The organism is Cellulosimicrobium sp. BMG9.22 (genome assembly GCF_059159975.1).
Map to the genome: position 1 here is coordinate 1 of NZ_JBZGBY010000031.1, position 12,639 is coordinate 12,639.

The window sequence follows — 12,639 nt, forward strand, 5'->3', positions numbered from 1 at the left end:
CCTTCAACCTTACCAGGTTCTCTCCGGCCTGCCAACTTCGCGCAGTGAGCGCGACGTGGACGACCGAGGGGTCCAGTATGCGACGACAAGTTTCCCTGTCATCGCGGTGGAAGGAGTCCGACCCCGGGACCAGCCACCCTCGATCGTTCGAGTCGGTGTCTGTTCCTCCCTGTCAGGCGGACATCCAGAAGATTACGCGGCTCTGCGCGCCACGGTCAAGCCGGGTCCCGGTGACCAGGGACACAGGCGTCGGGCGCGGCCGGGGCCGCTCGATGCGTGGCCTCGCCGGGCGGCCCTAGCGAGACCGCACGGCCCGGAGCACCACCCTGTCTCCGGGCCGGAGCTGCGCCGCACGATCGACGTCGACGTCGCGCAGCACCCCGATCACCGGGTAGCCCCCGGTGACCGGCCGGTCGGCGAGGAACACGACGGGTCGGCCGTCCGGGGGTACCTGGACCGCCCCGCGCACCAGCCCTTCCGAGGGGAGCTCGTCCGCTCGGCGGGGCACGGCCTGCCCGTCGAGGCGGAGCGCGACGCGGTTGCTGTCCGGGGTCACGGTGCGCAGTGCCCGCAGCGCGTTCCACGCGCCCGGCGGGAACCAGTCCCCTCGCGGAGCCGGCAGCACCTCGAGCACCGCCCCCGCGCGCTCCCCCGGCAACGGCTCCCCCGCCACGTGCCGGACGGGCGCGACGTCGAGGTCGGGCCAGGAAGCTGTCGGTGGTACCCCGACCCCGAGCACGTCGCCTCCGCGCAGCGGTGCCGGCCCGATCCCCGACAGCACGTCCCGCGAGCGGGACCCGAGCACCACCTCCGCCGCGAAGCCGCCACGCACCGCCACGTACGTGCGCAGACCCCGCGCCGGCGTGCCGAGCCGGAGCACCCCGCCGTCGCGCACGGGGATCGGTGCGTGCATCCCGACGGGTGTGCCGTCCACGCTCGCGGGGACCGCCGCCCCGGCGAGCGCCACGAGCGCGCCACCGTCGAACCGCAGCGCGAGGCCGCCGAGCGTCACCTCGAGCGTCGCGGCGTCCGGACGGTTCGCCACGAGCCGGTTGGCGAGGCCATGAGAGGAGCGGTCCGCCGCTCCCGACGGCCCGACGCCGATCGCCGCAAGACCCGGGCGGCCCGCGTCCTCGACGAGGACGAGCGGCCCGGTCCTCAAGACCTCGACCGTGCGCCCCGGGACCGTCCGCACACCCGCGGCGGCGTGCCGGCGGACCTCCCTGTCGCTCGTCCCCGCCCCGGTCCGAGGTGCCGTGACCACCCGGTCGACCCGGCCGGCAGGGCCCACCGGGTGGGAAGCCGCCGTCGAGCCCGTTCCCGCGCCGACGGCGGCGGCGAGCCGGGCCGTGCCGCGGGCGACGACGAACCGGACGCGCGTCCCGGGTGCGACGAGCGCCGGGGGGTCGCGGTCGACGTCGAACATCCGCGCGGTCGTCGAGCCGAGGAGCCGCCACCCTCCCGGGGACACCCCCGGGTAGACGGCGGTGAGCTCGCCTGCGAGGGCGACGGACCCCGCCGGCACGTGCGTGCGCGGCGACGCGAGGCGTGGTGCCGCGATGACGGGGTCGACGCCGACGAGGTAGGTGAAGCCCGGCGCGAACCCTCCGAAGGCCGCGTCGTACTCGCGCCCCGCGTGCCGGGCCACCACCTCGGCGACGCTCACGCCCGCCCAGCGGGCGACGTCTGCGAGGTCCTCGCCGTCGTAGACGACCGGGATCTCGACACGCGGCCCGGTCGCTGTCGACGCCGTGCTCTCGTGGGGGGTACGTCGCAGGACGTCGCGCACCCACACCTGTGCGCCGCGGACGTCCTCGGGCGACGCACAGCGCACGAGGACCGTGCGTGCCGCGGGCACGACGTCGACGACGCCAGGCGGTACGTCGCGCACGAGGGCGCGGTGCAGCGAGCGGACCGCGTCGAGGTGGGGCAGGTCGACGAGGAGCGCCGACTCGCCGTAGCCGTGCGCGACGCCCACTGGTCGTGTCACCGCGCGGTGCCCTCGACGGGAGAGTGCCGCGGGTCCGCGAACGCGCGCACGACGACGCCCGCCTCCTCGAGCGTCCGGCGCACCTCGCCGAGCAGCCCCACGGCGTCGGGCGTGTCCGAGTGCACGCACACCGAGTCCGCGTCGACGCGCAGCCGGGTGCCGTCCGCCGTGACGACCGCCCCGGTCGTCACGAGGTCCAGGACGCGGGCGGCGACCTGCGCGGCGTCGTGCAGGACTGCGCCCGGCGTCCCGCGCGGGGCGAGCTCGCCGGTCGGGAGGTACGCGCGGTCCGCGAACGCCTCACGCACCGTCGGCAGACCGGCGGCCTCCGCGAGCCGCAGGACGGCGGACCCGGGAAGACCGACCACGGGGAGGGTCGCGTCGTAGTCGCGGACCGCGTCGACGACGGCGCGGGCCTGTGCCTCGTGGTGGACGATCGCGTTGTACAGGGCGCCGTGCGGCTTGACGTAGCGCACGCGGTCGCCCGCGACGCGCGCGAGCCCGTCGAGCGCGGCGAGCTGGTAGAGGACGTCCGCCGCGAGGTCGACGGGGGCGACGTCCATGAATCGCCGCCCGAAGCCCGCGAGGTCTCGGTAGCTCACGTGGGCACCCACGCGCACCCCGCGCGCGGCTGCGGCCCGCGTCACGGACCGCATCGTCGCCGGGTCGCCGGCGTGGAACCCGCACGCGACGTTGGCACTGGTCACGAGGCCGAGCAGCGCCTCGTCGTCGGCGAGGGTCCAGCGGCCGAAGCCCTCGCCGAGGTCGGCGTTGAGGTCGATGCGCGTCACCTGCTCATCATGCCCGGAACACTCCCGTGCCAGGGGCGGAGGCCGATCTCGTCGTCAGCGCCGGGGCGTAGATTCGCGGGCATGCCCGACGACCTCACCGCCGCTCCCGCGACCGTGCGCGTTCGCCGTGCCACGGCCGACGACGCACCGGCCCTCGCCGACCTCGCCGCGCTGACGTTCCCGCTCGCGTGCCCGCCGGGCACGGCGCCCGAGGCGATCGCCGAGCACGTCGCGACGCAGCTCTCGCCCGAGCGGTTCCGCGCGTGGGCCGCGAGCGCCGCCCACGCGCTCCTCCTCGTGAGGTCCGCGTCGGACGGCGGTGCGCACGACGGCGCGGGCCTCCTCGGCTACGCGCTGCTCGCCCGGGGAGTGCCCGACGACCCCGAGGTCGCGGCGACGGTCGGTCCCGGCGAGGCGGTCGAGCTCTCCAAGATCTACGTGCACCTGGTGGCCCAGGGCACGGGCGTCTCGAGCGTCCTCATGACCGCGACGACGGAGGCGGCCGCGCGGCTCGGCCCGGGCCTGCGCGTGTGGCTCGGGACCAACGATCTCAACGCGCGTGCCCAGGCCTTCTACCGCAAGCACCGCTTCGAGGTCGTCGGCCGGCGTACCTACGTCGTCGGCGGGGAGACGCACTCCGACGTCGTGATGGCGCTCCCCCGGCACTGAGGCGCGGCGCGGCGCGAGCGGGGCACCGGCGCGGCCGACGGCCGTGGGCGGTCAGTGGTCGTCGTGCTCCTCGCCGGCGTCCCCGTGCCCTACGTCGAGCCCACCGTCGAGCGCGTCGTCCGGGTGCACGGGCAGCAGCACGTGGACGTGCCCCTGACCACCCGACGTCGCGCGCAGGTCGAGCTGGATCGCGGCCAGCCCCCACGTGTCGACGGCGCGCGTGCGCAGCTCGCCCGCGAGCGCGTAGAGGTCCGGGGCCGTCGTGGCGTCGGCGGTGCTCGCGAGGCCGACGGCGTCGAGGGTGTCGCCGACCAGCTCGAGGGACGTGAGCATGCCGTTGCGGACGATGTTGTGCTCGGACGAGCCGCTCTGGAGGGACTCGGTCTCGGCGGTGAGCGCGTCGACGGTCTCGCTCCAGGCCCCGACCTGCGCAGGGTCGGCAGGGACAGCGGTCGTGCCGTCGACCGGCAGCACGGCGTGCAGGCCGTGCAGGACCGGGACGAGCTCGCTCTGGACGTGTCGGGCGTGGTCGATCGAGGCGACAAGGTTCTCGGCGTCGCGCGCGACCTCCGCGGCCTCGAGCTCCGCGACGCGCGCCGGGTCGACGGCGGGGGCGCCGGACGCGCCGTCGTCGTCCTGGGTGAGGTTCATGACGAGCGCGACCGCGACGGCCACGACGGCCACGACGGCGAGGGCGCCCAGCACGAGGAGCACCCGACCCCGGGCGTCGAGGCCCACGAGCCACCGGCGCACGCGGACGTGCGCCGGTGGCCGGGGTTCGGGGTGGCCGGCACCACCCCGGTCGGAAGGACGGGAGCGGGCCGACGGCGGCACGGGAGGCTGGGCACGCCCGCCTCCACGCGTTCCGCCCGATGCCGGCCGTGCGCCCTTGCGGGCGTCCGTGGGTGCGGGTCGGCGTGCGCCGGTGCGCTGTGCCACGTGCTGCTCCTCGTCCTGTGGTCTGTGTACCGCTGGAATGGTCCGCCGGCCCGGCCGTGGAGGCCGGGCCGGCGGACCGGGGTGACGGGCCGGTGACGAGCAGAGCGCACCCGTCACCGGCGGGATCCGTCAGCTGCCGTCAGCCGCAGCTCACGGCCTCGTGCGGCGCCTCGACCTCGGTCGTGACCTCACCGAGGGTCGCCGTGACCGTCGCCGTGCCGGCGTCGAACGACGTCGCGCGCGACGCGAACGACTGGTAGGCGTTGGCACCCACCTCGACCGCGCCGAACTCCTTGGAGCCGAACGGCGTGGTCAGGGTGATCGCGACGGGCGCCTCGTCGGCGTTCGTCGCGCGCACCGCGAGGTACGCCTTGCCCGCGAGGCAGCGGGCCGAGGCGGTGACCTCGACGTCGACCGTGGGCTCCGGCTCGGTCTCCGTCGTGAGGCGGAACCAGTCGAACGCCACCGTGACCGGCGTCTCCTGCTCCGGGCCGACGGCCACGAGACCGACCGACGTCATCGGGACGTCGTTGGTCACCGGCTCACCGATCGGCTGCCAGTTCACGCCGCCGTCGCTGACCCAGCCCTGGTACGTGTTCCCCACCTTCTCGAGGCGCACGTACCAGTAGCCGGACTCGGTCGAGTCGGCGAGCTCCAGCTGACGGTTGCCACCGTCGCCGAACGCGGCGCCCTTCTCCGAGACGGTCTCCGCGCCGAGGTTCAGCGCGGTTCCCGGAGCGTTCTTCGCAACGACGTTCGCCTTGACGTAGTTGTCGTCGTCGGCGTACGCCAGCAGGCCGGCGAACTGCCACCGGTGCGCGAGCGGCGCCTTGAACCGCGTCTCGGCGACCCAGTCACCCTCCGGGACCTCTTGGAGGATGAAGTTGCGCGGGTCGTCGTTGGCGGTGCCGTGGATGTCGCCCGGCTGGGTGGTGATCCGCAGCTCGCTGCCCGCGACGACGGCCTTGGAGCTGTCGTAGCGGACCACGGAGTTCCAGCGGCACCCGTCGAGGGCGTCGCCCTCGAACTCGTCGCCGGGCTCGCGCACGCCGTCGTCGGACCCGTCGCCAGACCCAAGACCGCTGACGTGGACGTGGTCGACCTTCGCGACCGAGTCCGCCGCCGCCGTGTCTCCGCCGGCCATGACGCCGAACGTGGCGTCGGCCTTCACGGGCGCGGAGCCCGCGAGCGCCGTCCACGCCTGCCCGTCCGCCGAGTACGCGGCCGTGATCGCCGTGCCGTCCGAGACGAGGCGCAGGTGGATCGTCGACGGGAAGTCCGCCGCGACGTCCGTCTGGCCGTGCCACGTCCGGGAACCGCCGGTCTCGGTCTGGAACTCGAGGAAGCGACCACCGCTCTGGTTCCTCGTGAACGCGAGCTTGGTGTACTCGTCGTCGCTCACGTGGACCAGGAGGCCGGCGTGCTGCCAGTGCCGCGCGAGCGGCACGTCCAGCTGGGTCTCGAGCGTCCACGCACCCGTGGGTGCGGGCTGCCCGAGGTAGCTGATCGGCCCGGTGACGGCCTCGTTGATGTCGCCCTGCACGACGGGCAGGACGGCCTGGCCGTCGGCGACGGTGATCGGCTGGCCCTCGGCCTGGCGGACGACCGTCCACCGCGGGTCGAGCGCGTCGCCGTCGAACTCGTCGGAGGCCTCCGCGAGGCACTGCGGCGGGTTCTCCTCACCGGGCTCGCCCGGGTCGACCGGGTCGTCGTCGAACGCGAAGTCCTGGAACTCGACGGCGCTCGTCGCGACCGCGTCGTGCGCGGTGACGAACATGCCGACGTCCTGGACGGCCGCCGCACCCGGCAGGGCCTGCGGCTCGCCGATCTGCGTGAAGTTCTCGCCGTCCTTGCTCCAGAACGCGGTGTAGAGGTCGCCGTCACGCACGATCCGCACCCACGCCGGGTAGCTCGTCGAGCTGGCGGCCGTTGACGTCGCGAGCTGCCCCGCGGCGTTGCCGCGCAGCCACTCGAAGCCGCCGCCCGGACGGATGCCGAGGGCGGCGTAGCCCGGCGAGCTCGACGTCTGGGTGACGTCGTTGCGGACGATGATCCCGGCCTTGGCCCCGTTGTTGGTGTTGCCCTGGCTGTTGATCCGCACCGTGGCCGACCAGTTCTCGTCGCCGCCCTGCTCGCGATAGATGGTCGAGTACTCGTTGGTGCCCTGCCACATGTTCGCGCCCTTGGACGTGATGAGGTACTTGCCCTCGGCAAGCTGCTCGAACGCGCCGTCGACGTTGGAGTACGTCTTCATCCCGGCGAACAGGTCACCGACCTGGGCGACCACGATGCGGGACCGCGTGTACAGGGCCTTGTCGTTCGTCGCCACGGCGGTCAGCTCGTAGTTGTTGTCCGCCGTGGGGTTCCACGACGCCTCGTACGGCGCCTCCGTGTCGGTGCCGATCGACTCGCCGTCGACGAAGAACTCGACCTGGGTGACCGTGTTCTCGGTGTCCTCGGCCTCCGCCGTGACGGCCATCTCCCCCTGCTCGAGCCGCACGCCCGCCTCGGGGGCGGTGATGCGGACCTTCGGTCGGGTTGTGTCCGACACGGCCTTGCCGTCCGCCTCGATGAAGTTGAGACGACGCTCGCCCTCACCGGGGAAGACCACGTAGAGCGTGAACGGCTCCATCGGGTCGATCGTCTCGACGCGGACGTCGGTGAACGTGCCCAGACCGGTCTGCGGGACCTCGGCGGTGCCGAGGAGCTCGCCGTCCGGCGCGCCACGACGCAGCTCGATCGTGCCTTCCGTCGCCGCGGCGACCCGCAGGTTCAGCGCCTCGACCCCGTACAGACTGACCGGGTCGTACGACGCCCAGGACCCGTTGGAGCCGGTGATGACGGATCCGCCGCCCTCGACGTCCCGGCTCGGGATCGTCGTGGTGCCGTCCGACGCCGCGGTGAACTCGGCCTCGCGCTTCTTCGGGAAGATGAGTGTCGTGTCCGACCCCGTGAGCGCGGGCACCTCGCCCTCGCCGCCGTTGTCGGTGTAGCGGGCGTCGATCACGTAGAAGACGTTCATGTCCTCGCTGTGACCGCCGCCCAGGCTCGTCTGCACCGTGCCCGTCCGCCCGTGCAGCGGCTCGGCCGGGTGCGCGTGCGCGTCGTGCCCGAGCGCGGGCTGGATGATGACCTGCTCGTCGGCGATCGCGTCCCCGTCCGGCGAGTCCTCGGCGTCCGTCACCGCGACGTCCCACGTGATCGCGTCGCCGAAGTTGAAGAACGCGCCCGTCGGCGGCAGGCCGAAGTCGACCTCGGGCCGCGTGTTGCCGACCGTGATCGGCACGGTCGCCGTACCGACCTTGCCGGCCGGGTCCGTGACCGTCAGGCGGGCGTCGTAGACGCCGTTCTCCGTGTAGGTGAACGTCGGCGAGACGTCGATCGAGTCCGTGGTCCCGTCACCGTCGAAGTCCCACGCGTACGTGAGCTCCTCGCTCTCGGGGTCCGTGCTGCCGGTCCCGTCGAACGTGACCTCCAGCGGGGCGTGCCCCGAGTCGGGAGCCGCGACGGGCTTCGCCGCCGGCGACCGGGACCCGGTCAGGTAGTCGATCCGGTGCAGGCCCGAGCTCGGGTTGTCGCGGCCGTAGCCGCCGCCCCAGTCGAGGACGTACATCGAGCCGTCCGGCCCGAACTTCGAGTCGATCGGCGCGAGGAACTCCTCCTCCGGGAGGAACGGGTTGACCTTCTCCACGTCCGAGACACCGGGCTCGGCGCCCGGGTCCTTGAGGTCGATCGAGTACATCTTGTTGCGGGCCCACTCGTAGAAGAAGGGCTTGCCGTCGTAGTACTCGGGGAACTTCGTGTCGGAGTCGAGCTCCGGGTCGAACTGGTAGAACGGCCCGCCCATGGGCGCGACACCGCCGCCGGCGTTGATCACGCCGGGCGCAGAGGTGCGCTGGGCGCCGTAGAACATGTCCGCGGGCTGGGCCGGGGGCAGCTCGGTCAGGCCCGTGTTGCGCACGGAGTCGTTGACCGGGGCGTCGCAGTCGAAGAAGTCACCGACCGTGACGGGGTTCGTCCGGTAGTCCACGTCGCGGAACGGCTCGTTGTTCCCCATGCACAGCGGCCAGCCGAAGAAGCCGGGCTCCTTGACGAGGTTCCACTCCCCGATGCCCGCCGGGCCGCGGTTGGCCATGTTGTCCGACCCGTTGTCCGGCGAGTAGTCGGCCACGCCGAGGTTGCCCGTCGCGGGGTCGATGGTGAACCGGAACGGGTTGCGGAAGCCCATCGCGTAGATCTCGGGCAGCGTCTTCTCGGTGCCCGGTGCGAAGAGGTTCCCCTCGGGGATCGAGTACGTACCGTCGTCCTCGGGGTGGACGCGCAGCACCTTGCCGCGCAGGTCGTTCGTGTTCGCCGACGTCGCACGCGCGTCGTGGAACGTCCCGTCACGCTCGGACAGCGGCGCGTAGCCGCCCGACGGCTCCGAGTGCGGGTTCACGTCGTCGCCGACGCCGATGTACAGGTCACCGGACACCGGGTCGACGATCAGCCCGCCGCCCGTGTGACCGGGCTCGTCGGGCAGGCGGCGCGCCGGGATCTCCAGGAGCACCTTCTCCGACGCCGGGTCGATGATGGTCGCACCCGGACCGCTCGACGTCACGGTGAAGCGCGAGACGCGGCTGAAGAAGTTCGCCGGGTCGGAGTCGTTCGAGCTCGCGGGCGCGTAGTACTGGTAGAGGTACCCGTTGGTCGCGAAGTCCTTGTCGAGCGCGATGCCGAGGAGCCCGTCCTCACCACCCGAGTAGACCGGGATCGTGACCGCGGTCGTCGTGTTCTGCGTCCGCGGGTCGTACACGCGGATCTGCCCGCGCACGAGCTCCGTGTAGAACACGCGGCCGTCGGGCGCGACGTCCATGCCGAAGGGCGCGCTCGTGTTCGTGTCGAGCGCGATCTTCTCGAACGAGCCCCAGTCCGTCCCGCCGCAGTCGCCCTCGACGAGGCCCGCGGCCCACTGCACGCCGCCGACGATGTGCTGGACGAGGTCGGGCTCGTCCGTGTAGTGCGCGCCGAAGTGGCCCATGCCGGTCATCCAGGCACGACCGCCGTCGTACGGCTTGCACCACGAGATCGGGTGGTCGGCGCCCATCTTGTTGCCGCCCGCGTCGTACGTCGACTCGTCCATCGTGGCGAGCACGTGCGCGCCGCCGCGCACGTTCGCCGAGTAGTTGTACCACTCGTCCGCGCGCTCCCAGCGCTGGGGCAGGTGCTCGGTCGACGGGTGCGTGCGGTCCTCGACGCGCACGGTGCCGGGCAGGCCGGGGCTGCTGCCGGTGGCGGCGTGACCGGGCATGAGCGCCCCGATCATGTCGTCCCACCACGCGTAGCTCCCACGCATGTCCGTGGCGTTGTGGATGGCGACGATGCCACCGCCCGCCTGCTGGTAGCGCTCGAGCGCCGCCTTCTCGTCCGCGTTCCACGGGTCGCCCGAGGTCTGGAACATCACCAGGGCGTCGTACTGGGCGAGGTTCTCGTCGGTGAAGACCGTCGAGTCCTCCGTGTGGTCGGACGCGATCCCGACCTCGGCGAACGCCGCCTCGAGCGCCGGGGTGCCCTGCGTGATCGCCTCGGTGTGCCGGAACTGGGTCGTCTTGGTGAAGATGAGGACCTTGCTCTCCTCATCGGCTGCCTGCGGTTCGTCGGCGGCCGTGGCCATCGTCGTCGGCGCGAGCGTGAACGCCAGCGCTGCGATGGTCAGGGCCGCGACGGTCCTCCCCCTGCGGGGACGTCGTGCTGCGGTCATCGTTGTGCCTCCAGGGGCATGACGTGCGGGCCCGGGCGTCGTCGTCCGGGCAGGGTGGTCGTCATCCCGCGGCGTGCCGGCGCCGACGGTCGTGGTGCGACTACGGCTACGGGTGCTCCGGCGTGGGCATCAGTCCCTTCAGGTAGGTGAGGCCGTCGACGGCGAGGGCGTCCTGGGTGGGCGCCAGCGGCCGCCAGATCGAGGCGGCCGTCGCGATCGTCGCGTTCTCGGCCGTGAACGACTCGATGACGAGGGGCCCGTCGTACCCGGCCGCGTCGAGCGCGCCGAGGAACGCGGGCCAGTCGATGTGATCGTTCCCCGGCGCGCCGCGGTCGTTGCCGCACACCTGGACGTGGGCGATCCGGTCTCCCGCGCGGGCGATCGCCGCGGGCAGGTCCGTCTCCTCGATGTTCATGTGATAGACGTCGAGCATGAGGCCGATCCCGGCCGCGGGCAGGCGCCGCACGATCTCCAGCGCCTGGTCGACCGTGTTGACGAGGCTCGTCTCGTAGCGGTTGAGCGGCTCGAGCCCGACGACGACGCCGGCGTCGATCGCGTGCTGGACGACCGGCGCGAGGTTCTCGGCGAGCTCGTCGTACGCGGCCTCGCGCTCGGCGCCGGTCAGGCGCCAGGTCCGGCCCACGGACGCGTAGGCCGGTCCCCCGATCACCGGGGCGCCGACGGTCCGGGCCACGTCGACGACGTGGCGCAGGTAGTCCTGGGTCGAGCGGACGGTCGCCGCGTCGGTCCCGACGAGCTCACGGCCGTCGCCCATGACGAGCGACACGCTCGCGGCGAGGCCGTGGTCCGCGAGGACCGTCGCGGCGGTCCCGGGGTCCCACTCGCCCGGGTTCTCCACCGGCAGCTCGAGGACCTCGAAGCCCCAGTCCGCGACGCGGGGCGCGATCCCGCGCAGGGCGTCGTCGGTCAGCGGGGACGTCCAGACCCAGGTGTTGACGCCGATAGCGCGCGGGCGCAGCGCCACCCCGGCCGGGTCGTCGGAGCGGTCGGTCGAGGTCTGGGCAGGCGGGGAGGGAAGAGCCACGTCGCTCTCAATCGTCGGGTCCGAGCACTCGGCCGTCCCGCTCCCGTGCCCGACGCCGTGGCGCGCCTCCCGGAGGGAGTGCACCACGCCGTCGGGCTGCGGGGCGGGGCGCCCGGCCGGTCGGACGACGACCGGGCGGCCCCTGGGTGGTCCGGCCCGGGTGGGCCGGACCGAGGTGGATCGGCGGACCGTCAGGTCCGCTGCTGCGGACCGGTCAGCGGTCGGTCCAGGCCTCGGGGAACCCGGGCAGGTCCTCGCCACCGAACTTCGCGTAGTGCAGGGACGGCATGTCCTTGTTCGCCTCGAGGTACGCGTCCAGCTCCTCGGCCTCGATGGGCGCCTGCGGCAGGACCCACTCGGACGGCACCTGCTCGCCCGCCCAGATCATCTGGGCCGCGAGGATCGGCGTGCGCCACTGGAAGTTGGAGTACACCGCGCTGATCGCGGTCATGTCCGTCTCCTTCCACTTGCGCATGAAGCTCATCTCGTCCTCACCCATGAAGACCGGGTAGGGCTTGCCGGCGTCCTCGAACGCCTCGACGGCCGCGACCGCGCCGTCGCCCGCGTCCATCCAGATGCCGTCGACGTCGCCGCGCTGGAGGTACTGCGTGACGATGTCCTTGATCTTCGCGCCGTCGCCACCGGTGAACTCGGCGCCCACGACCTCGAGGTCCGACTCGGAGAAGATCTTGTCTGCCGCGGCCCAGCGGTTCTCGAGCACGTCCACGCCGGGCAGGATGCGCAGCGCGAGGACCTTCGAGCCCGGGTCGAGGTTCTCGACGAGGAACTCGGCGCCGTCGGCGCCGTAGGCGTAGCCGCCGATCGGGTGGATGAACGTCACCATGCAGTCGGTCTCGACGCCACGGTCGAAGACGATGACCGGCTTGCCGGACTCGCACGCCGCCTCGACCGCGGGCGTGAGCGTCGCGGTGGTCGACGGCGAGATGATGATCGCGTCGCAGTCGCCGGCGGCCACGAACGCCTGGATGTCGGAGATCTGCTTGTTGTCGTCGTCGGCCGCGTCCGAGACCCGGAACTCGCCGATGACACCCTCGGCCTGGAGCACCTCGACCTGCTGCTGCATGGTGATGAAGCCCGTCACGCGCCACGGGTTGGAGACCGAAGCGTTCGAGAAGCAGAGCGTGTTGCCGCCCTCCGCGCTCGCGAACTCGGCCGTGTCCACGTTCTCCGGCTCGATGGCCTGGAGCCACGGCTGGTCGGCCGGGCCCTCGGGCACGACCTCGCGCTGGGCGAGCTGGCGGTCGTAGTCGGCCTGGACGAACCACTCGGAGTCGGCGCCGCCGGACTCCTCGCTCGCGGGGCTCTCCTCGGCCGAGGTCTCGCCCTCGCCGGGCTCGGTGGGCGTGTCGGTGGTGCAGGCGGCCGTGAGGAACAGCGTGGCTACCGCCGCGCCGGCCAGGAGTGCTCGTGTACGTCGCATGTCCTTCTCTCCTTGGTGAGACGT

At 72.9% G+C, this 12,639-nt stretch carries 7 protein-coding genes; 1 reads left to right on the plus strand and 6 read right to left on the minus strand.

Annotated elements, in window-relative coordinates; all coding sequences use genetic code 11:
- Positions 1–295: 295 nt before the first annotated feature.
- Positions 296–1,990, minus strand: a complete 1,695-nt coding sequence (locus tag AC4H2H_RS16840) for a 5-oxoprolinase subunit B/C family protein (RefSeq protein WP_494371972.1) — start codon at positions 1,988–1,990, stop codon at positions 296–298.
- Entirely contained in the window at positions 1,987–2,781 is a 795-nt protein-coding gene (locus AC4H2H_RS16845) for a LamB/YcsF family protein (RefSeq protein ID WP_494371973.1), read from the minus strand. Before AC4H2H_RS16845 ends, AC4H2H_RS16840 begins: the two co-directional genes overlap by 4 nt.
- An 81-nt stretch (positions 2,782–2,862) precedes the next feature.
- Between AC4H2H_RS16845 and AC4H2H_RS16850 the strand changes: the two genes are divergently transcribed.
- Entirely contained in the window at positions 2,863–3,450 is a 588-nt protein-coding gene (locus AC4H2H_RS16850) for a GNAT family N-acetyltransferase (RefSeq protein WP_494371974.1), read from the plus strand.
- Between the two features lie 51 nt (positions 3,451–3,501).
- Here AC4H2H_RS16850 and AC4H2H_RS16855 read toward each other — a convergent pair whose 3' ends face one another.
- The 4 genes from AC4H2H_RS16855 to AC4H2H_RS16870 form a co-directional block, all read right to left on the minus strand.
- Complete coding sequence (locus AC4H2H_RS16855; RefSeq protein WP_494371975.1) at positions 3,502–4,389, minus strand: hypothetical protein; 888 nt, start codon at positions 4,387–4,389, stop codon at positions 3,502–3,504.
- A 139-nt stretch (positions 4,390–4,528) separates the two neighbouring features.
- Complete coding sequence (locus AC4H2H_RS16860) at positions 4,529–10,129, minus strand: ThuA domain-containing protein (protein WP_494371976.1); 5,601 nt, start codon at positions 10,127–10,129, stop codon at positions 4,529–4,531.
- Between the two features lie 106 nt (positions 10,130–10,235).
- Positions 10,236–11,174 (minus strand): sugar phosphate isomerase/epimerase family protein, encoded by a 939-nt coding sequence (locus AC4H2H_RS16865; RefSeq protein ID WP_494371977.1) that lies wholly within the window; start codon positions 11,172–11,174, stop codon positions 10,236–10,238.
- A 214-nt stretch (positions 11,175–11,388) separates the two neighbouring features.
- Complete coding sequence (locus AC4H2H_RS16870) at positions 11,389–12,615, minus strand: substrate-binding domain-containing protein (protein WP_494371978.1); 1,227 nt, start codon at positions 12,613–12,615, stop codon at positions 11,389–11,391.
- Between the last annotated feature and the right edge of the window lie 24 nt (positions 12,616–12,639).

Coding starts and splice junctions, on each gene's coding strand:
- AC4H2H_RS16850 (WP_494371974.1), top strand. CDS start 2,863: ATGCCCGACGACCTCACCGCCGCTCCCGCGACCGTGCGCGTTCGCCGT.
- AC4H2H_RS16870 (WP_494371978.1), bottom strand. CDS start 12,615: ATGCGACGTACACGAGCACTCCTGGCCGGCGCGGCGGTAGCCACGCTG.
- AC4H2H_RS16860 (WP_494371976.1), bottom strand. CDS start 10,129: ATGACCGCAGCACGACGTCCCCGCAGGGGGAGGACCGTCGCGGCCCTG.